Raw genomic sequence first — 20,289 nt, forward strand, 5'->3', positions numbered from 1 at the left:
TGTATGGCACAAACTACGGATAAACCACGAGTATTTGTTTTGACGGATATTGAAAATGAGCCTGATGATGCCCAATCTTTGGTGCGTTTCTTATTGTACAGCAATCAGTTTGATATGGAGGGCTTAATCGCTACCACCTCTACTCACTTGCGAGATAAAACAGCTGCATGGAGGATAAAGGAAATTGTCAATGCCTATGGCAAGGTTAGAAATAATTTATTGCAGCATGAAAAAGGTTTTCCTACCGAAGAGCATCTTCTATCCACAATTAAATCAGGTCTCCCAAAATATGGAATGAATGCGGTAGGAGCGGGTAATGATTCTGAAGGAAGCGAATCATTAATTAATGTAGTAGACAAAGAAGATGATAGACCTGTCTGGGTAACCGTCTGGGGAGGTGCCAATGTTTTGGCTCAAGCCCTATGGAAAATCAGACATACGCGAACACTGGGAGAGCTGAATAAATTTGTTGCAAAACTAAGGGTGTACACCATATCCGATCAAGATGATTCAGGTGTTTGGATGAGGAATGAATTCCCAAACCTCTTTTATATTGTTAGCCCGGGAGAAGATTACATCCATTCTACTTGGAATGGAATTGGAGGGGAGTCCTTTCGCAAGTATGCCTCCGGTGCCGATGCATCGCTGGCTGAAAACCCTTGGCTAAGAAAAACATCATGCAAAACCACGGTCCATTGGGTGCCCAATATCCCGAAGTGGAATACATCATGGAAGGCGACACACCTAGTTTCTTAGGCTTGATAGATAATGGGCTGAATGTTCCAGACAGGCCTGACTTTGGAGGCTGGGGAGGGAGATACGAGCTGTACAAACCCCATTTTAAACCTTACCGCAATTTTGACCACCAAGCACCTGAACAAAGAGCCATTTGGACAGATGCCAGTGATGAGGTAATGGGAATAGATGGAAGGATTTACATAAACAACCAAGCAACCATTTGGAGGTGGAGGGAAGCTTTCCAAAATGACTTTGCTGCACGAATGGACTGGTGCGTGAAACCTTATCAAGAGGCCAACCACCCGCCTATTGTCAAAGTAGATAAAACAACCAACATCACCATACGACCGGGAGAATCCATTCAATTTGATGCAAGTGATAGCACTGATCCGGATGGTGACACTTTGTCCTATCATTGGTTCAATTACAAAGAAGCCGGAACCTATTGGGCCTTCAATTGGTACAAACCCCTTACTATATTAAATGGCAATAGTGCCAAGGCAACTTTAGAAATAGGAGAGCGAATTGAGCTATCAAAAGCTCAAACCACTCATTTGATTTTGGCCGTTACGGACAGTGGCTCTCCAGCCCTAACCAGGTACCAACGAATCATCATTAATATTCTACCAAAAAATAAATAACCGCAGGTATCCTTTGAATGGAAACCACCTCCAGACAAAACATAACCTTTGCTAATAAATGATGATTCTAAGTCCCACCTGAAATAGCCTAAGCCTCTTACAATGACAGCCATTGCCATATTTATTTTGAAAAAGTTAAGAAAAAATACACCTTAGTAATTTAATGGCAGCCAATTAATTGTAACCCTAGTTTTACTTAAAGAAACCACTAGAATAATTTTTAAGGCATGAAAAACAATCGAAGAAATTTTATCAAATGGTCAGGATTATCCGGATTTGGCATAGGCTTAGCACCTTCCTTTGTATTAAAAGCAAAGGCTGAGGAGCCATCCTTAGCCCATATCGCAGAAGGAGAAGCCAATAAACCTCCTCATCGCCTGCCTACCATGATTCAAGATTATTATATCAAAAAAGTCAGGAAAATATCGAAAAAACACAGTGATCGCATCTATGGACTAAAAACAAAAAAAGAAGCCCTGGAATATCAGGCAGAGATCAAGAATAAAATCAAGGATTGCCTCGGCCCATTTCCGGAAAAAAATCCTTTGAACCCTGTGATCACAGGAAAACTGGAACGGGAAGCGTATACTGTGGAAAAAGTAATTTTTGAAAGTCGACCAAGTTTTAAGGTGACAGCCAATTTGTATATTCCAAAAAACAATGGTCAACCCATGCCGGCAGTACTTGGAACATGCGGACATGCCAGAGAAGCCAAATCAAGCGCCTACCAGTATTTTGCTCAAAGCCTGGCAAGAAAAGGTTATGTGGTATTGATTATTGATTGTGTTGGCCAGGGTGAGCGCTTGCAATACCCTACCCCGGGCCGAAAAAGTGCCATTAAATGGGGAGTAACCGAACACATTTATGCAGGCAACCCAACCACCTTAGTTGGAGACTCAATGGCCGGTTGGTTTGTTTGGGATGCCATTCGTGGGATTGATTATTTAACCTCTCGTCCGGAAGTCGACCCTCGACATATTGGCGTAACAGGAAATTCCGGCGGAGGAACGCAAACCACCTGGTTGTGTGGGCTAGAACCACGCTTGACCATGGCTGCTCCAAGCTGTTTTGTTACCACCATCCGCAGAAACTTGGAGAATCAGGAAGTGCAAGATGCAGAACAGTATGTTCTGAAAGGCTTGGCTAAAGACCTGGATCACTTTGATTTCATTGCCACTATGGCACCTAAACCTGTGATGCTTATTACCCAAGAAAAAGACTTCTTTGACACCCGAGGCACCCAGGAGACATTCGAAATGCTTCAGCATTTTTATAAGCTTCTCGGAGCGGAAGAAAACATTCAGTTGTTTCGAGGTGAGGATTATCATGGCTACCATCAACCAGCCAGAGAGGCCATGTACGGCTTCTTTAATCAGGTGACAAAGATTAGCAATGACGGCAAAGAACCTGATTTTGAATTGGAAAAAGACGAAGACCTATGGTGTACTCCTGAAGGGCAGTTGTCAAAGAGTGAGTCCCTAACTATTCCTGAAATACTTAAGAATAAAAGCATCGAAATAGGAAAGAAAAGAGGAAAAGTTTCAGCATCCAACTTAAAAAAAGCTTTGGTTGAAGTCTTGTGTTTGCCGGAAAAATTTGAAGTACCAGACTACCGGATTTATAGAGGAAGAAAAGAAACTTTATTCCCTCGCCCTTATGTCACTGACATGTTTGTAGAAACGGAGCCGGGCATTCACAATGCGGCCTACCGACTTACAGAAGAAAACATCTACTCCAGACCACATGGCAGTCCAAAAAAAGCCATACTCTATGTATCTCACTTGGAAATGGATGATGAGCTGATCAATGATGAAAAGATAAGGGGCATTCTCTCCGACCATGCTGATCAAGCGATATACACCTGTGACTTAAGAGGAATTGGACAAACCCAGCCTAACACCCATGTGAGCTATTCTATTCCTTACAATAGAGAGTATTTTTATGGTATGCTTTCAAATATGATGGATGAACCTCTTATAGGGAAACGAACCTATGATTTACTTTGTATTTTAAATTGGCTAGAAAAAATAGACCATACTGAAATTACAATTCTTGGCAATGGTTGGGGCTGTCAGCCCGCTACTTTTGCCTCTGTACTGAATAAGAATGTCAAAAAAGTTATCCTGAAAAATGCATTAAGTAGTTACAGTGATATAGCTGAATCTACTTTCTACAACTGGCCTGTTTCAGCCTTTCCGATGAATGTGTTGCATCATTTTGACTTGCCGGATTGTTACCGCGAACTCGAGCGAAAAAACCTTGAAATACTTGGGTTTTGGGGGCAGAAGCAGATCAGGACAAAAAATAAACTAGTGATAACCTTTAAATCTTTTTCGAAAAAAATGCCTGCCAATCTGTTCGGCAGGTATTTTCTTATTGACAAGCCTTATAATGGGGTTCGCATTAAAAGCTGATATTTATAGCCTACATCAATTCACGTTTTAAATCTAAGAAAGGCTTAAACCACCCTTCCTCGTTTTTTGGTTTCAGCATCCTTCCTGGCCCCATAAAGTATCCCAAATAGCATTCCCATACTTGTTCCCATAGACAATCCCACACTTGATCCTAAATTGGAATCCATCCCCATCCCATACACTACCCCTATGAATGTACCAAACATCAAACCATAGGCCATCCCTATTTCAGTATAATGCTTTTCGGTGGTGAAATCTAACTCATCTTTTAAAAAGGCTTTAAATTCAGTCAATTTTTGTTTATAGTATTTTTTCGAATTGTCCGATGATGTGTCTAGATGAATCGAGCTTAATTCTTTTTGTAACAATGGTGACTCTCTTTTTGACAGATCTTTGTTTTTCAAGTTTTTCAGAATTTTAAGAAAGGATTCATAAATCCTTCTTTCCCGTTTATTATTCGTTGTTTTCAATAATTTATTGAAAACTGCTATTGCTTCTGAAATGCTCATGCTATTTATTTTTTCGTTTGTATTCAAAATACTCCGTTGCAATACTTTATTTTTACTCAGCCCTTAAGTCTTCCATATCTGAAATCAACTCGTCAAGTTTTCTAATTACCCTTCCATACACAATATTTAAATCCCAATGGTAAATCTTCCCTCCAAAAAGTGCCAAAACAGCCAGAATGAGCACCATGGCAAATAGTCCGATTAATGGCATTCCAAAAACCACAGTAAGGTCAGGATATTTCACCATCAATTCATTCATTACCGTTTCGCTTAGTTGTTGGCCATTTTTACTTGAAAACCAAAAACCCATTATGGTCGATAGAAATATTAAAGGGTAATAAAACCTGGCCATTTTTGTATTGACCGATATTTGATCATCCAGCCAGCTTCTGAATGATTTGAGATATTGATAGCTGTTAACATTTTCATCAATGCAATCCAAGCCCTTTGAAAGCCTTTTATTCACTATAAATACTCCAGCTGAAACCAGAAATAAACCTACTCCCATAATGGGGATTCCTAAAAAAAGAAGCTACTAAAACCACTACAGAACCAATCGCAATGGCATTCAAATTAGTTTTAAACATCCTTTTATATTTATCGATGAAATGAATCGATTTTTGATTGTATAGGTTGGTAACCTTTGGGCCTACCAATGCTTCATTTTTCATAAACCCTTCTTTCCAAATTGTTTCAATTGACTTTTCCATTTAATCGTTTTTTTAACCGTTCTTTAATTCTTTTAATGCGTACCCCAATATTATTTGGATTGGTACCAATGATGTCAGCTATTTCTTGGTATGATTTTTCCTCCAAATAAAGTAAAATCACCCCTCTGTCTACTTCCGATAGTTTTTTTATGGCTCCATACAAATGATTGAGTGCCTCATCCGAAAATGCATGACTATCTTCAACCAGTTCTTCAGGCAGGGCATCGGAAGCAAAATATTGATAGTTATTTTTCTTCTTTTTCAACAAGGTCATGCATACATTCAAAGACAATCTATAAACCCATGTAGACCACTCAGACTTTTGCCGAAAGCTGTCTCTGCTCTTCCAAATTTGTAAACAGACTTCTTGGTAATAATCTTCAAAGTCCTCTTGCGTATTGGTATATGCCCGACATATCTTAATTACGATGGCTGCATAAGGTAAAATTGAAGATTTGTAGAAGTCGCTGCTCACTGCTTTTTTCTTGGTTAGTGGTGTAAATCAAAAATTATTACACCCTAATTGAAATTTTTATAAAAAAAATACGATTAAAGTAGATTGGGCTTTTCTCCTAAATAGAAATTTTGTTGCCTTTTTATAAAACTGAAACATTCAGAAGACCATCTATTAGTCGATGGAATTGTTATTCGGAAATCAAGTGAGATAGCCTATGAAAAAGGTAACATATGTAGATTAAACCTTAATCCATAACCGAGGGCATTTCTCCAATATTGTATTTTATTTCTGTTATTTCCAGCTTTAGCCAAGTCCAATTGCCACGCTCTAACTTCCATTCTGCTTTGGAAGAAACAGGGATTCTAATACCATTACGTTTCTCTGTTTTTATGGCACTAACTGTCCATTCTGTAGGAATGGAATCCTTGGAGTCTTTATAACGCATGGCTACAAACTTTTTAAACTCCCTCTTTCGTCAAAGTAAAAAACACCGGATCCTTTTGTTCCCTTATACTCCATGGTAGCTTTCACAGAATTTTTATCAACCCTCTCCCAAGTTAAATACGGGCTTACAGCAAAAGAAGGAAACCAAACCATCTCAGCCAAATAGCGCTGTAAGGAGGCTTGATTTATTTTATTCTCTACTTTAGTATTCACTATTGGAAGGAGGAAAAAAGCTTAATCGTCATTTCTCCTTCCCCATTCTCAAATTTATCTCTTCCCACCACCGGCAAAAATGGACTCATTTGTAAATCTACTGACCAATTAAATGCGGGTGGTTCTAAAGTGAAATATTGATGGGCCTGAGCATTCATCCATTGCTTTTGCTCCGGTTTCATCCGCATTTGTAATTCTTGCTTCAAATAAACGTTGTAGACCAAAGCCTTGCCAATTGATCCATTGTTTATCAACCATCTTTGAACAATTTCAGGCAATCCTACTAGCATCTCCTCAGATAAAATGGCTTGGCCATTGAACTTTGAATTGGCAGACATTATATCAACTTCTTCCTTCACCATTTCCTTAAAGTTAAAGGTGAAATAGGCGAGAATAATGTAAACTAAAACAATTAAATTTATAATTGTACCAAATTTGGCATCAGCCCAATAATTTAAGATTAAAAATTGGGATAGAATTATTCCTGCTAAACCTGTCAGCTGCCAATAATGAAACCTTGCTGCCAAAAAAGATAATAGCAAATAAGGCGAAGGCTACCAACCACAGTATTCCCATTAACCGAGTAATTGGCTGAGAAATGGCATTTAACTCTGACAAGTCAAATGCTTTTAAAAATCCAAAAAGGTGGATTACCCCATGTATGACAATAATTACAATAAATACTGTTCGCATCATTCTTTTTTTATAATGAAAAAAGTTCGAAAACACCTTAATATAGCAGCTCTAAATTAATAAAAATACCAACCTCCTTCCTTATAACCTTTTAAAATCTAAGTATTTGCAACATACATCTTCCTTCAAATCAATTTTGCGGGGAAATTACTGAAAGCTTAATAACTGTTTTAAAACTTGAAAAATTGTAAATTAGAGGAAACAACCTTGTTGAGGATATCAATGGCATCTCCCACCATAAAATAGGCTTGACAAAACATCCGCTAAAAAAATTATTAATGACATATTTTACTCACGAATACCAGATAGTAAACTTGGCCATCCGCAAGGCCAATAATAATATAATACTTCTTTTTTCGCCTCTTTTATTCTTGTTGGCTACACCCACACAAGCCCAAGACAAAGGGAAATTGAATGTACTGTTTATGATCTCCGACGACCTTACAACCACTGCAATATCCAGCTATGAGAACAGAGCAAGTCAAACCCCTAATATAGACCAACTGGCAGCTAAAGGCACCCAATTCACAAAAGCTTATTGTCAATATCCTGTTTGTGGCCCATCGAGGGCCTCAATGATGTTTGGTTACTACCCTAATGCAACCACTACCTATGGCTATGTTAGTGGACGTGAAAATGTGGGAGAAAAGCGTCAATCTTGGGCCCAATTATTCAAAGACAATGGCTATTATACCGCAAGAGTAGGAAAGATTTTCCATATGGGATCAGTTGATATTATGAAAGGGAGAGATGGCAAAGATGACCCGGCTTCCTGGACTGAAAGGTACAATAGTCCTGCCCCGGAGGTCCATGCAAAAGGCAGTAGAGAATTGGTACAAAACAATCCTTATGGTTTGCTTGAAGTTTCCAATGACACCAATTGGAATGGTGGAAATCAGATCAATATCGTCAAAACTATTGAAAATGAAATTCACACTGATGCAGAAACAGCCAATAAGGTTTCAGAATTATTAAGGCTGCATAAAAACGAATCATTTTTTATTGCCGCAGGATTTTTTCGTCCCCATGTCCCTTTTGTAGCTCCTAAATCTTCATTTGAAGACTACCCCTACGAACAAGTGGTCTTACCTCCCTGGGTCGCCAATGACTGGGATGACATTCCTGAGCAAGGGATCAATTATGTAAACAGCCTTAACGGTGAAATGACCGAGGTACAGGAGAAAAAGCTATTGCTGCTTATTATGCCTCCACTTCCTTTTTAGATGAGCAGGTAGGCAAAGTTTTGCAAACATTGAAAGATGAAGGGCTTGAAGACAATACCATTGTCATTTTCACCTCAGATCATGGTTTCTTTTTAGGAGAACACCGTTTTTGGATGAAGGTAGGATTGATGGAAGAATCTGTAAGGGTGCCACTTATTATTAAAGTTCCCGGACAAAAACCTACCGTTTGCCATTCTTTTGCAGAATTAATTGATCTATATCCTACCATTTCAGAATTGGCAGGCTTAAAGGCTCCGGCTACCCTTCAAGGCCAAAGCTTAGCCGAGCTGATCGAAAATCCCGAAAAAGAGGTAAGGGATTTTGCTTTTTCAGTCTCTCAAAGAAACGGAAGAATGGGACATTTAATCCGCACCAAAGACTGGGCTTTTATTCAATACGGAGAAAAGGCTGAAGGAGGCATGGAATTGTATGACATGAATTATGATAAGGGGCAATACAACAATCTGGCAAACTACCCCCAATACTCAAATGTGATCTCTGAAATGCAATACCTCTTAAACGGTAAATTAGCTGATGTTCGCAACAATGATCTGGGCATAATTTATTGAGATAAAATCGGCTAAACTCCACAAATACAAATCAGTTATTGCTTATTATAGAAATAGAAAAAAATGACTGAAACCCTTACTCCTCAGCAAGCACAAAAACTAGTCTTTGCCTCTCAAGGGATCTTCACCACTAGAAAAAATGGGCCTGCCATAGAGCAAACCCTTTTGACCATAGAAAAGCTTGGCTATATTCAAATAGATACAATTTCGGCGGTTCAGCGTGCCCACCATCATGTCCTATGGAGTAGAAACCCAAAGTATCAAAATGCTCACCTAGATGAATTGTTGGCCGAGAGAAAAATTTTTGAATATTGGTCTCATGCAGCAGCATATTTACCCATGAAGAATTATAGGTTTAGTCTTCTCCGGAAAAATGCACTATTAAAGGGTGAGCAAAAACATTGGTTCAAAAAGACCTGCAATTGATGGAACTGGTCCTAAACAGGATCAAAAATGAAGGACCTCTGATGGCAAAAGACTTTGATTCAGAGAAAAAAACAAAAGCCTGGGGAAGTAAGCCTGCCAAACAAGCCTTGGAAAATTTATTCATGCAAGGTGAATTGATGATTTCTTCGCGTAAAAACTTTCACAAGGTTTATGATCTGCCTGAAAACGTATTGCCAAATGAAATTGACCTACGTTTACCTTCGAAGAAGGAATATCATCGATTCTTAATCAACAATTACCTTAAGGCCAATGGAATTGGGCAAGCTTCTGAGATCTCTTACCTACTAAAAAACACCAAAACAAAAATTGTTGCCGAACTGAAGGAAATGCATTATTCAGGGGAATTGATAAAAGTTAAAGTAAATGGGATTGATTATTTTGTTTTGCCGGAATCTTTGGTATCGCTTGACAAACCCTTGAACTATAATCAACTAAAAATCCTTTCCCCTTTTGACAATTTGCTCATTCAACGGAAACGCATGCTCAATTTGTTTAATTTTGATTACCAGATTGAATGTTATCTCCCGGAAGCCAAACGTAAATACGGCTATTTTTCATTGCCAATATTATGGAACGGCACATTTGCAGCAAGAATGGATTGCAAAGCGGATAGAAAAACGTCGGTTTTGCATATCCATCATTTGGCGTTAGAAGAAGTTCTGGGAGACAAGGACGCTTTTGTCTTGGCCCTCTGCAAAGAGCTGGAAGCCTTTAAAGAGTTCAATAATTGCGCGGAAATCCAACTTCACAAAACTAGCCCTTCTGACGCCAAAATATTAATAAACAAGTTTTTAATAACTAACTAGTAAAGGCTAACTATACCCCCAACCTCCTTTATTCTTCCGATGACACAAATTAAAAAAATCAACCCCTATTATTAACCAATGGCTTATATCTACAATTGGCACTTGGGGTTGATCAATTTTAATTTCTTTGGAGTAATAGTTCGGAATAATCAGGCATTATCGGTTATTGCTTTTTCCCTTCTTTTTTTAGCGGAATATTACCAAACCTGATACAATAATAGAAGCAGAAAACTAAGGCAAAAAAGAAGATGATTGTGGGCCAGAAATAGATCCCGAGGATCCGAAAACATAATGGACTCCTTTAATGGCCATTAGCAAAACGATTAAACCTGCATCCATTAAGACACCTCTTTTATTTATTAACACGAAAATTCATATAATATTTGTGTCGATCTACTATTGCCTTTTTATAATAGGCCGCATAATAATCATTGGTCATTAAGTTTACTTGATAATAATGTTTGCCATAATTTTTGGCATTTTTTTCAAGTTTGCTTACAAATAAACTCCCAAAATCCGTATTGGTGTAGTTATCCAATGCTGCATTATTGATTCGTTTTCCGTCTATCCAAACCCCATATATTTCAGGATCCTTCCAAGACTCAATTTGCTGTTCAGTAGGCACCCTTTTTTTCATCGGAGGAGGTGAGGGCCAAAACACTATCATTTGTTGGGACTGTTGATCTTTACTCATTATTAAAAACAAGGCTAGTAACCTTTCCCTGTCTTCACTCGAAATTTTGTATTCCACAGGACGCCCTTTATCATTTTTAGCTTTATTAACAATTTCCCTGTACTCCGCAAGTTGTGCAGGAGTCGCCCCTTCCGTAGTTGACGGGACGACAATTTGTTTTGACTGCACATTTTTAGTTTTCTCTTGTGCAATTGTTATTGTGCTGAAGAAAAACAAGGCAAGCCCCAATAATGGAACTACAGCCACTTGCCTACACAAGGCATTTCGGAATGATTTAGTTTTGGTCATCATAAGTAAACGTTTTTTAGTAATAGAATAATTAAATCGACTTGTAATAAATGAGCTTGCCTGTTCATTGACTTTTTCAAACAATAGGTATCGATAGAATTTAATATCAGAGATTTGATTGATCACTGCCTCATCGGCAAGAAACTCATGGTTGAGCGATATGGCTTTCCGGAAAAGAAAAAGAAATGGATTAAACCAGAAAAAATTTGGAGGACTTCTACGAACAAAATATCCCATGAATGCTTTTGGGATACATGCGCAAATTCGTGAACTAGAATCTCACCTTCAATATTTCCACTTGTGTACGCATCCTTATTGAGAAATATATATTCTAAAAAACTATATGGAACTAACTTTTGATTGGAAAGAAAAATTTTTCTCCCTCTATAGGGAATAATATCACTTTCTCTTGCGCTTTGTAATATATATTTAATATTTATTAAAAACCTTGATAAAAACGCTAGGGTAATGGAAAAATAGGCAATCCAAAAGCCCCAAAACATATAATTAATACTTTTCACAAATGATTTATCATTGACCGATTCGGCATTAATAGAAAATGTAGATTCAAAAAAACAGCATCAACAATCTCCGTTGGTAACACCTGCTGTTTAAAGGAAATAAACGGAATTATAAACGACAACATCAAACTTATTAACAAGAAAAACCTTTTAAATTTGTGCATGGGTTCATTTTCTAAAATAAGCTTGTAGAAAATAATAAATAAACCAGAACTACCGATTATTTTAATTAGGTAAAAGACCATTATTCTATAATTAAGTACCTTATTCTACAAATGTAGATTAAAAACTTAATAATTCCTATAGTTCAACTAATTTTTTATTCTAGCTGAATTTTAATACATTACCTTTTAAAAGTTCCAAATGGAATAAATTATAAAAAAGAAGATCAATCCAAAAAATCAGGAAACAGCCTCATTTAAGCATATTTATTAAACTGATCAACCATATATATAATTTTGATAATAATAAAAATTGAGCTAAAACAAATCAATAACAATTGGAATTGACCATTAAAAAAGCCTAACTCATTAAATATTCTAAAAAACATTAAAACAATAAATAACCATTTTTGTTTAGAATAAAACAACCTGATAGTATTTTATCAAATTGAGATTTAGAAATTTTGGAACTGTTTTTGTAGGCAATACTTTTTCTATCCTTAATTTTTTTTATAACAAATTATTCAGGTTAGAACTTATTTATCAATTATCACTTAAATGATAAAGCTATGAAGAATATTTTACTCTGTTTTGTGCTTATCGCATGCACAACAATTTCTGCTTTTGCTCAGAACAGGACAGTGACAGGGAGGGTAACCTCAGAAGATGAACCGGAGGGAATTCCGGGCGTAAACGTTCTAGTTAAAGGTTCTATGGTAGGATCTATAACAGATATTGACGGCAACTATTCTGTAGCTGTACCTGATGGATCAAGCACACTGGTATTTAGTTTTGTTGGCTATATGAGTCAAGAAGTAAATGTCGGCAATCGGACAACGATTGATATTGTATTACAACAAGATGTCAATGAACTTTCAGAAGTTGTAATTACCGCCTTAGGGGTAGAGAGGAATAGGAATGAATTGGCCTATTCTGCACAGGAAGTAGACGGGGACCTAATCACCCGAACGAGAAGTCCGGATTTTGTTAATTCCCTATCCGGTAAGGTGGCAGGTCTAGACATCAGGAGCAATAATACCATGGGGGGATCTACCAATGTTATTATTAGGGGCTACTCCTCTATAACAGGCAACAACCAAGCCCTTTTCGTAATTGATGGAGTTCCCATCAGCAATGCGAATAACAACACCAGCACCAAAGCTTATGAAGCCAATGAAAGCTTTGGTAGCCAACAAACTGGACGCGTTGGAACTGACTTCGGAAATGCAGCTGCGGATTTAAATCCCGACAATATAGAATCAGTTAACGTATTGAAAGGAGCAGCAGCAACAGCGCTTTATGGTTCTCGTGCAGCCAACGGTGTGATCATGATTACCACAAAGAAAGGCAAGGAAAACAGCATGGATATCACCATTAACTCCGGTGTCATTTGGAGCTCAATTGACAAAAGCACATTTGTAAGGTACCAGAAAGACTATGGTGCAGGTTATATAGATGCTTTCAGAACACCCCAAGACCTTGGAGGTGGAGTTGGTCCGGTGGTCAGATTTCAAGATGACGCCTCTTACGGACCTGCATTTGATCCCAGCCTAATGGTTTACCAATGGGATGCATTGGATCCATTTTCTCCCACTTACGGGCAAATGACACCATGGGTGGCTGCACAAAATGATCCAAGTACTTTTTATGAAACCGGCCTGAACTCCAACCAAAGCATCATTATCAGCGGTGGTGGAAATGATGCTACTTTTAGCTTAGGATATACCAGAAATGATATCAAAGGCAATCTTCCAAACAGTACCATTGACAAAGACCAATTCAATTTCAACGGATCCTACAAGGCTTCGGATAAATTGACAATTTCAGCTTCCGGAAACTATGCAAGAACTGTAGGTATGGGTAGATATGGCACAGGTTATAACGGTAGAAATCCCAATCAGCAATTTAGGCAATGGTGGCAAACCAATGTCGATATAAGAGATCAGGAAGCAGCCTACTGGAGAAATGAACAAAACATAACTTGGAACTGGAACAGTTCTAACACTGGCCCCATTTACTCAGACAACTTGTACTGGACAAGGTATCAAAATTACTCCAATGACAGTAGAGACAATTTTTATGGATACGCCTCTGTAAATTATGAAATAAATGATTGGCTTAGTGTTATGGGTCGGGCTTCTTTTAACACCACCATTGACTTACAAGAAGAGCGGGTCGCTATTGGAAGTGCAGATGTCAGCCAATACACCAGGTTCAATAGAGATTTCAATGAGTCCAACTTTGACCTACTATTAAATTTCAATAAGGACATATCAGAAGACATCAGCTTTACCGGGTTATTAGGCTCCAATATCAGAAGAAGTAGAATGAGCTCTATAAGAGCAAGTACTAATGGAGGGTTAGTAGTCCCGGGATTGTATAGTTTATCAAATTCACGCAATCCTATTCAGCCGCCGTTTGAGGAAGTCGAAAATATCGGCGTAGATGGAGTTTTTGCCAATGCCAACTTTGGCTACAAAGAAACATTGTTTGTGGAGATTTCGGCAAGACAGGATAAATCAACCACCTTGCCAGAAGATAACAACACCTATTTTTACCCGGCTGCTGCAGCCAATTTGGTGTTCTCAAACTTAATTGATGTACCATGGATTACCCACGGGAAAATCAGGGCAAATTATGCTGAAGTAGGAAATGATGCCCCGGCACTGAGTTTATACAATGTCTATGCTTCACAGACCGGGTATGGTTCTATTCCAATCTTTTCATTGCCCAGTACCAGAAATAACAATTCCTTATTGCCTGAAAGACAAAAAAGTTTTGAAGCAGGCATGGAGTTAGACTTTTTCAGTAGCCTTTTTGGTTTCGATGTAACCTATTATAAGTCCAATACCATTAATCAAATTCTTCCTGTAAATACCTCCGCTGCCAGTGGCTATACCAAAAGGTTTGTCAACGCCGGAGAGGTTCAAAACCAAGGAATTGAGGTTTCTGCTTTTGTGACCCCTATACAAACAAGGGATTTTTCTTGGACCATGAACCTGAATTTTGCCAGGAATAGAAATGAGGTCATTAGTCTATTTGGAGAAGGGGAAAACAAAGTACTCAACGTACCAATTGCTTCTTTCCAAGGCGGCGTTTCAGTAAATGCAGCAGTGGGTGAACCCTATGGAATTATTAAGGGTAGAGATTTTATCTATACCAATGGACAACCTACAGTTAATGAAGACGGATATTACATGGTTTCGGAAAACTCGGACGAAGTCATAGGAGACCCAAATCCTGACTGGATTGGTGGAATTAACAATACACTGGCCTACAAAGGAATTTCTTTGGGCTTCCTAATTGATATTCGAAGTGGTGGAGACGTTTTCTCCTTGGATCAGTACTACGGTGAAGGAACCGGCTTATACCCTAAAACAGCAGCAATTAATCAAAAAGGGTTTCCATCCCGTCTACCTGTAGAAGATGGTGGAGGAGTTTTGCTTCCCGGAGTCAAAGAAGATGGCAGCCCCAATGATATTTATGCTGAAAATCTAAATGGTGACGGCGTCACTCCTTTTGGATATGCTGCAAATAATTATGGCGAGTCCCCCCGCTCACTCTATACTTTTGACGGTAGCTTTGTAAAACTAAGGGAAGTAGCCCTTACCTACACATTACCTGCTTCTTTGATGCAAAAAATTGGAGTTTTTGAAAGTGTAGACCTTCAATTTATCGGTCGAAACTTATGGATCATTCATAAGAACATGGAATTCTCTGACCCGGAAGAAGGATTAAGCTCAGGGAATGCCGGTAGAGGTTATCAAAGCGGAGCTTATCCTGCTTTAAAGAATTATGGTTTTAATGTTCGGTTAAATTTCTAAACCTGAGAAGATGAAAAAGATATTTATAAGTATATTCTCCATGATACTAATGGCATCATGTGTAGAAAATTTAGAGGATTATAATGTGGACCAAAAGAGTGCTGCAAATGTGCCACCTGCCACACTATATACCGGAGCAGTAAAAGAGCTTTCGGATGTGATTACGACACCGGATGTGAACATAAATAATTACAGGTTTTATGTTCAGCAATGGACGACTACTCAATATTTGGATGAGCCCAGATACAATATGACCACTCGGCTCATTCCTCAAAATGTATGGCAAGCTTTGTATAGAGATGTTTTGGCAGATTTAGGAGAATCTAAAAGGCTGGTCGAAGAAGATGCATTCACTACAGATGCCATAAAAGGGAATCAAATGGCCCAGATAGAAATCATGGAAGTTTTTGCCTGGTCAGTGTTATTAAACACCTTTGGAAATGTACCTTATTCGGAAGCTTTGAATCCAGATAATTCACTTCCTGCTTATGACGATGCAGCTACTGTGTATGAAGAAATCCTTAGCCGTCTGGATGCAGCTCTTAACCGCATAGATCCGGATGAAACCGGTTTTGATGAAGGAGATATCATCTATGAAGGAGATATGGAATTGTGGTGGAAGTTTGGAAATACCCTTAAATTAAAACTAGGAATGGTCATTGCTGATGTCAATAGCAGCTTGGCACAAAGCGCTGTAGAAGCTGCTGCTCCCAATGTATTTATGGACAATTCAGACAATGGCGCTTTCCCTATTTAAGTGCTCCTCCAAATAACAATCCGGTTTCGGAAGAGATGAATCCTTTGTTTACCTCCAGACAGGATTACGTGGTTGCAAACACCCTCGTGGACGCCATGAACGAACTAAATGATCCAAGAAGAGCTTTCTATTTTACTCAAGTGGATGGAGAATACAAAGGGGGTATTTACGGGTTTTCAAACTCCTATTCAGATTTCTCCACAATTAATCCAACCATAACAGATCCTACCTTTGAGGCCTTATTATTGGACTATTCAGAGGTGAAATTCCTGCTTGCAGAAGCTGTTGAGCGAGGTTATAATGTTGAAGGTACTGCTGAAGAGCACTATAACGAAGCTATTGCTGCTTCTATAGCCTACTGGGGTGGAACCGAGGAACAGACCAATACTTATCTCGCACAACCTCAAGTTGATTATTCATCTGCTCCCGGTGATTGGAAGGATAAAATTGGCAACCAAAAATGGATTGCCCTATACAATCGAGGTTATGATGCTTGGCTTGAATGGAGAAGGCTGGACGCCCCGGACTTACAACCACCATCTGTAGAAGGAGCAAGTGAGCTAGTAATACCTAAAAGGGTAATATACCCTATTAATGAACAAACACTCAATGGCACGAACAGGTCAGCTGCCGGACAAGCCATTGGAGGTGACAACAGTGAAACCTACCTTTGGTGGGACATAGAATAGCAGTCTTAAATCTTATCAACACCTCCTTTCAACCTGTAAGAGGATTAAAAAAGCGATTCTTAGATAGAATCGCTTTTTTTACCTATTAAAGAATTTAACCGAAATTGTATTAGGCTTTGTAATCCGTATTGTAATCTCCAAACTATAACCAAGTGGCTATTCTTGAAGCCATTTAAGCACATAATAGATAGGCTATTGTGTACTTATAGTTTAACGAACTTACCCTATTAATCTTCTAATAGGATTCCTGCCAATTGCTTTAGCTTAAGCTCTTCAAATTTGGCATTGTATTTTGCTATGCTGAAATTATTTTGTGCATTTCTCAAATTCAATTGTGCTTGCCTGAATTCTATCGAGTTAATTTGACCTTGTTTGTACAAATCATCACTGCGCTCAAAATTCTTAACCGCCGTTTCTAGGTTTGCTTTCTCAGCATTGAATACAAACAATGCATTTTGATAGGAAGAATGAGCATTGAGCACATCTCGCTTTATCGAATATTCAGTTTGCTCTTTTAAAACTTGCTGACGTTCAATTTCTACTCTTGCATTTTTATTTCTTACCCGAGTTGTACCTCCATCAAAAATATTCCAGCTCAAAGTAAATCCTGCTTGCGGACCATAATTATAACTTCCGGTTACAAATGCCCCGGCAGGATTCCTATTTACGGCATAATTGTACCCGGCATTTAAGGAAACTGCAGGAAACCAGCCGGATTGGCTTGCTTTTAAAGCAAATTCACTGTTTCTCAATTGGCTATTGGTTTGCTCAATCAATACATTTCGCTGATAGGCTTGACTAACCAGCTCATCTTTAGTTCCGGGCATGGAGAAAGAAACCGTTGTATCTACCACAAACTCAGTTTCAATTTCACGTCCCATGATCAGATTTAGATTCCTTCTGGCATTCTCCAATTCCTGAGTAGTGTTGAGCAAATTAATGCTATCGTTATTTACATCAACTTGCGCATTCAATAAGTCAATCTGAGTAGTTTGTCCATATTCAAAACTATATGCCGCACGTTGCATTCTGGTGGTGGAGATACTCAAGGCATTTTTTAGAATGCTTACACTCTCAGTCAATTGGGCCATCAAAAAGTAAGCATTAGACAGTTCCAAAACCGTATTCTCTATGATTTGTCTTGCCTGCAATTCGGAAATATTGTACAACTCTTTCAACTGTTTGTAATTATACATCCTCCCAAATCCATCGAACAGCATATAGTTTAGGTTAACGGAGCCACTATAATTATAAGCTTCCGTCGGATCATAGCTAAAGTCTCCATTGGCGGTTTTGTTTTCGCCTTGATATCCTGAAACTCCCAGATTACCATTGGCCACTATTGAAGGTAAATAACCGCTATTCAAAATACTTTGATTATTATTGGCTACTTCTAGGTCTTTTTCTGCCACCTTAATGTTATAATTGTACTTCAGCGTAAGATTCAATGCATCTTGACGTGTAAGCATTTCTTGGCAATTAGCAACCAGACTAGTGGCAAATAAAACCAACCCAGCAATCAATGAAAATAATTGACAATGAAGTGATTCCATATGGGTGTTTTTTATTTTTTCTCTCATTTTGTTAAGCATTCTGCGTTGATTCTTCATTTTCATGCAGCTCCTCTACTGCAGGCTCCACCGATTCTTTAGATGGCTTAACTCCTTCCCAAAGCCAAATTGAATACACTTTCAATGCATTGCCGACTGACAAAAGCATGGGAAGCATAATCAAGGTAAGCACCGTAGCAATGGCTATTCCGTAAGCAATGGCAATGGCCATTGGAATTAGGAATTGCGCTTGCCTGCTTTTTCCAAGATCAAGGGTGACAGACCGGCAATAGTTGTTACTGATGTTAAGAAAATCGCTCGGAACCTAGATTTACCTGCGTGGATCAAAGCTTGGTCAAAATCTAAACCTTCTTGCAAGAAATTATTAAACTTACTTATGAGCACCAAACCGTCATTTACTACTATGCCAATAAGGGCTATGATACCTAACAGCGACAGCATATTGATAGGGAAATCATGCAACCAATGCCCCCAAGCCACCCCTATCAGACTAAAAGGAATCATGACCAATAGCAATATCGGCTGCATATAGGAACGGAAGGTAAAAGCGATAATAACAAGAATTAAAAAGATGATAATAGGAAAAACCTTACTGGCAGATGCCGTCACCTTTCCGGCTTCACGGTTTTGACCTTCATATAACGCAGAAACAGTTGGGTATTTAGCCATGATCTCAGGCATTACATTCTCTCTAATATCAGCTATTATATCCGATGAGCTTTCCTTTGGATCCTTTAAATCTGCTTCAACTTTTATCTCACGTTTGCCGTCCAAGTGATTGATAGTAATCTCTCCTCGAGCAATATAATAGGTCGCAATTTCACTTAAAGGGACACGATTACCTGATGCACTAACAATATGCATATTGTCCAAATTCAAAATAGAAGAGCGCCCTTCTCTTTCATAACGTACCCAAACAATTATTTCATCCTGACCACGCTGAAATCTTTGTACCTGCAATCCATTGAAGCCGGCACGAACCTGCCCTATTACATCATTTAGGGTAAAACCCAAAACGTAAGCCTTGTCTTTTAATTCTATATTAATTTCATTAATTCCTGCAGGATCATTATCACTAATATCACGCAAAAGACTGTTTTCTTTTATTTTTTCTTTTAGCTCTAGCTTGGCGGCTTTTAACTCCTCAATATTGTAACTTAATAACGATACAGAAACAGGTTTACCGCCAAAACTAGAACCGGCATCAAAAGTCAAACTCTCCGCAGAAGGGTGATCACCTGCTGCTAGTGCAATAGATCCGGCTATTTCTGAAGCCGTAAAATCACGATCTTCACCCGGTAACAAGTTGATTTTCAATGAGGCATTAGCTGTACCAGGACCAATTCTCTTAATGATACTTTGAAATACTTGAGCACCTCCTGTCTGTTTTGCCGTATATTCTTTATTGACTTCCATTGCCACATTTTCAATTTGTGTGATGATGGAATCTGTTACGCTAGGATTAATTCCTTGTGGCATTTTTAAAGTAACGTTAACCTGATCTGAAGCTATCACGGGAAAAAAGGTAGTCCTAATGATCCCTCCTTGGATGGCTCCTGTAGTGATCACAAACAAGGCGATAAGAATTGAAAAGCCCAATATCTTGTTCTCCATACAAAAATGAAGTACAGGACTGTAAAACTTATTTCGTAGAAAATTCAAAAAGGTAGTCGCCTTAGTATTAAACCAATACTCTTTCTGACTACCGGAAAGTGCTTTCGAATGGGCCACATGCGCAGGGAGAATAACCAAAGCTTCAAATAGAGAGAAGGCTAGGGTTAATATTACTACTAGTAGACACCTCTCCAAAAAACTCTCCCAATCGGCCATCCAGATAAAAGAACGTGGAAAAGGCCACAAGGGTGGTAAGAATGGCTGAAGTAATGGCCGGTAAAACCTCCATTGTCCCATCTATGGCTG

General features: G+C 38.6%; 16 protein-coding genes and 3 pseudogenes. 9 read left to right on the forward strand and 10 right to left on the reverse strand.

Going from position 1 to position 20,289, the window contains the following annotated elements; translation table 11 throughout:
* Positions 1 to 3 precede the first annotated feature (3 nt).
* The 3 genes and pseudogenes from WG932_RS15190 to WG932_RS15200 all read left to right on the forward strand — a co-directional run.
* Positions 4 to 761: pseudogene (locus WG932_RS15190) on the forward strand (DUF1593 domain-containing protein); the annotation flags it as partial.
* Positions 762 to 1,001: 240 nt separating this feature from the next.
* Positions 1,002 to 1,379, forward strand: a complete 378-nt coding sequence (locus tag WG932_RS15195; RefSeq protein ID WP_483088655.1) for a PKD domain-containing protein — start codon at positions 1,002 to 1,004, stop codon at positions 1,377 to 1,379.
* A 227-nt stretch (positions 1,380 to 1,606) separates the two neighbouring features.
* Positions 1,607 to 3,793 carry an alpha/beta hydrolase family protein gene (locus tag WG932_RS15200; protein WP_483088518.1) on the forward strand — a complete coding sequence of 729 codons (2,187 nt, stop codon included), beginning with the start codon at positions 1,607 to 1,609 and terminating at the stop codon, positions 3,791 to 3,793.
* Positions 3,794 to 3,837: 44 nt separating this feature from the next.
* Here WG932_RS15200 and WG932_RS15205 read toward each other — a convergent pair whose 3' ends face one another.
* The 6 genes and pseudogenes from WG932_RS15205 to WG932_RS15230 all read right to left on the reverse strand — a co-directional run bounded on the left by WG932_RS15205 (position 3,838) and on the right by WG932_RS15230 (position 6,822).
* Positions 3,838 to 4,302 (reverse strand): hypothetical protein, encoded by a 465-nt coding sequence (locus WG932_RS15205; RefSeq protein WP_483088519.1) that lies wholly within the window; start codon positions 4,300 to 4,302, stop codon positions 3,838 to 3,840.
* A gap of 52 nt (positions 4,303 to 4,354) precedes the next feature.
* Positions 4,355 to 4,744 carry a hypothetical protein gene (locus tag WG932_RS15210; RefSeq protein ID WP_483088520.1) on the reverse strand — a complete coding sequence of 130 codons (390 nt, stop codon included), beginning with the start codon at positions 4,742 to 4,744 and terminating at the stop codon, positions 4,355 to 4,357.
* Between the two features lie 16 nt (positions 4,745 to 4,760).
* On the reverse strand, positions 4,761 to 5,012 hold the full coding sequence (locus WG932_RS15215) for a hypothetical protein (protein WP_483088521.1): 252 nt from the start codon (positions 5,010 to 5,012) through the stop codon (positions 4,761 to 4,763).
* Positions 4,996 to 5,487, reverse strand: a complete 492-nt coding sequence (locus WG932_RS15220) for an RNA polymerase sigma factor (RefSeq protein ID WP_483088522.1) — start codon at positions 5,485 to 5,487, stop codon at positions 4,996 to 4,998. Before WG932_RS15220 ends, WG932_RS15215 begins: the two co-directional genes overlap by 17 nt.
* Before the next feature lie 226 nt (positions 5,488 to 5,713).
* Positions 5,714 to 6,488, reverse strand: a pseudogene (locus WG932_RS15225) (DUF6544 family protein).
* A gap of 79 nt (positions 6,489 to 6,567) precedes the next feature.
* On the reverse strand, positions 6,568 to 6,822 hold the full coding sequence (locus WG932_RS15230; protein WP_483088523.1) for a hypothetical protein: 255 nt from the start codon (positions 6,820 to 6,822) through the stop codon (positions 6,568 to 6,570).
* A gap of 275 nt (positions 6,823 to 7,097) precedes the next feature.
* On the opposite strand from WG932_RS15230, the gene WG932_RS15235 reads away from it, so the two are divergent.
* The 4 genes from WG932_RS15235 (at position 7,098) to WG932_RS15250 (ending at position 9,864) form a co-directional block, all read left to right on the forward strand.
* Positions 7,098 to 8,042: a sulfatase-like hydrolase/transferase gene (locus WG932_RS15235; RefSeq protein WP_483088524.1), complete on the forward strand. Its 945-nt coding sequence runs from the start codon at positions 7,098 to 7,100 to the stop codon at positions 8,040 to 8,042.
* A 20-nt stretch (positions 8,043 to 8,062) separates the two neighbouring features.
* Positions 8,063 to 8,611: a sulfatase/phosphatase domain-containing protein gene (locus tag WG932_RS15240; protein ID WP_483088525.1), complete on the forward strand. Its 549-nt coding sequence runs from the start codon at positions 8,063 to 8,065 to the stop codon at positions 8,609 to 8,611.
* Positions 8,612 to 8,674: 63 nt separating this feature from the next.
* Positions 8,675 to 9,037 (forward strand): DNA glycosylase AlkZ-like family protein, encoded by a 363-nt coding sequence (locus WG932_RS15245; protein ID WP_483088526.1) that lies wholly within the window; start codon positions 8,675 to 8,677, stop codon positions 9,035 to 9,037.
* On the forward strand, positions 9,037 to 9,864 hold the full coding sequence (locus WG932_RS15250; RefSeq protein WP_483088656.1) for a winged helix-turn-helix domain-containing protein: 828 nt from the start codon (positions 9,037 to 9,039) through the stop codon (positions 9,862 to 9,864). The genes WG932_RS15245 and WG932_RS15250 overlap by 1 nt, the downstream gene beginning before the upstream one ends.
* A gap of 352 nt (positions 9,865 to 10,216) precedes the next feature.
* On the opposite strand, the gene WG932_RS15255 is transcribed toward WG932_RS15250, so the two are convergent.
* The gene (locus WG932_RS15255; RefSeq protein ID WP_483088527.1) at positions 10,217 to 11,083 is read right to left on the reverse strand and encodes a hypothetical protein; all 867 of its coding nucleotides are present in this window, start codon (positions 11,081 to 11,083) and stop codon (positions 10,217 to 10,219) included.
* Between the two features lie 1,014 nt (positions 11,084 to 12,097).
* Here WG932_RS15255 and WG932_RS15260 point away from each other — a divergent pair.
* Both WG932_RS15260 and WG932_RS15265 read left to right on the forward strand, forming a co-directional pair.
* Positions 12,098 to 15,352: a SusC/RagA family TonB-linked outer membrane protein gene (locus WG932_RS15260; protein ID WP_014018926.1), complete on the forward strand. Its 3,255-nt coding sequence runs from the start codon at positions 12,098 to 12,100 to the stop codon at positions 15,350 to 15,352.
* Positions 15,353 to 15,401: 49 nt separating this feature from the next.
* Positions 15,402 to 16,798 (forward strand): annotated as a pseudogene (locus WG932_RS15265) (SusD/RagB family nutrient-binding outer membrane lipoprotein).
* Between the two features lie 227 nt (positions 16,799 to 17,025).
* On the opposite strand, the gene WG932_RS15270 reads toward WG932_RS15265, so the two are convergent.
* From WG932_RS15270 to WG932_RS15280, 3 genes are read right to left on the reverse strand one after another with little or no spacing between them, the layout of a single operon-like run.
* A complete protein-coding gene (locus tag WG932_RS15270) occupies positions 17,026 to 18,378 on the reverse strand; it encodes a TolC family protein (RefSeq protein ID WP_483088528.1) in 1,353 nt (450 codons plus the stop codon).
* 4 nt (positions 18,379 to 18,382) lie between these two features.
* Entirely contained in the window at positions 18,383 to 18,580 is a 198-nt protein-coding gene (locus tag WG932_RS15275) for a hypothetical protein (protein ID WP_483088529.1), read from the reverse strand.
* Positions 18,581 to 18,585: 5 nt separating this feature from the next.
* The gene (locus tag WG932_RS15280) at positions 18,586 to 20,280 is read right to left on the reverse strand and encodes an efflux RND transporter permease subunit (RefSeq protein ID WP_483088530.1); all 1,695 of its coding nucleotides are present in this window, start codon (positions 20,278 to 20,280) and stop codon (positions 18,586 to 18,588) included.
* Between the last annotated feature and the right edge of the window lie 9 nt (positions 20,281 to 20,289).

The sequence above is a fragment of the Cyclobacterium sp. SOCE241 genome (genome assembly GCF_056867545.1).

What these genes read in the sequence shown, in the direction of transcription:
- WG932_RS15235 (WP_483088524.1), top strand. Translation starts at nt 7,098, where the DNA reads ATGACATATTTTACTCACGAATACCAGATAGTAAACTTGGCCATCCGC.
- WG932_RS15245 (WP_483088526.1), top strand. Translation starts at nt 8,675, where the DNA reads ATGACTGAAACCCTTACTCCTCAGCAAGCACAAAAACTAGTCTTTGCC.
- WG932_RS15280 (WP_483088530.1), bottom strand. Translation starts at nt 20,280, where the DNA reads ATGGGACAATGGAGGTTTTACCGGCCATTACTTCAGCCATTCTTACCA.
- WG932_RS15230 (WP_483088523.1), bottom strand. Translation starts at nt 6,822, where the DNA reads ATGATGCGAACAGTATTTATTGTAATTATTGTCATACATGGGGTAATC.
- WG932_RS15250 (WP_483088656.1), top strand. Translation starts at nt 9,037, where the DNA reads ATGGAACTGGTCCTAAACAGGATCAAAAATGAAGGACCTCTGATGGCA.
- WG932_RS15260 (WP_014018926.1), top strand. Translation starts at nt 12,098, where the DNA reads ATGAAGAATATTTTACTCTGTTTTGTGCTTATCGCATGCACAACAATT.
- WG932_RS15215 (WP_483088521.1), bottom strand. Translation starts at nt 5,012, where the DNA reads ATGGAAAAGTCAATTGAAACAATTTGGAAAGAAGGGTTTATGAAAAAT.
- WG932_RS15195 (WP_483088655.1), top strand. Translation starts at nt 1,002, where the DNA reads ATGGACTGGTGCGTGAAACCTTATCAAGAGGCCAACCACCCGCCTATT.
- WG932_RS15205 (WP_483088519.1), bottom strand. Translation starts at nt 4,302, where the DNA reads ATGAGCATTTCAGAAGCAATAGCAGTTTTCAATAAATTATTGAAAACA.
- WG932_RS15270 (WP_483088528.1), bottom strand. Translation starts at nt 18,378, where the DNA reads ATGAGAGAAAAAATAAAAAACACCCATATGGAATCACTTCATTGTCAA.
- WG932_RS15275 (WP_483088529.1), bottom strand. Translation starts at nt 18,580, where the DNA reads ATGGCCATTGCCATTGCTTACGGAATAGCCATTGCTACGGTGCTTACC.
- WG932_RS15200 (WP_483088518.1), top strand. Translation starts at nt 1,607, where the DNA reads ATGAAAAACAATCGAAGAAATTTTATCAAATGGTCAGGATTATCCGGA.
- WG932_RS15255 (WP_483088527.1), bottom strand. Translation starts at nt 11,083, where the DNA reads ATGGGATATTTTGTTCGTAGAAGTCCTCCAAATTTTTTCTGGTTTAAT.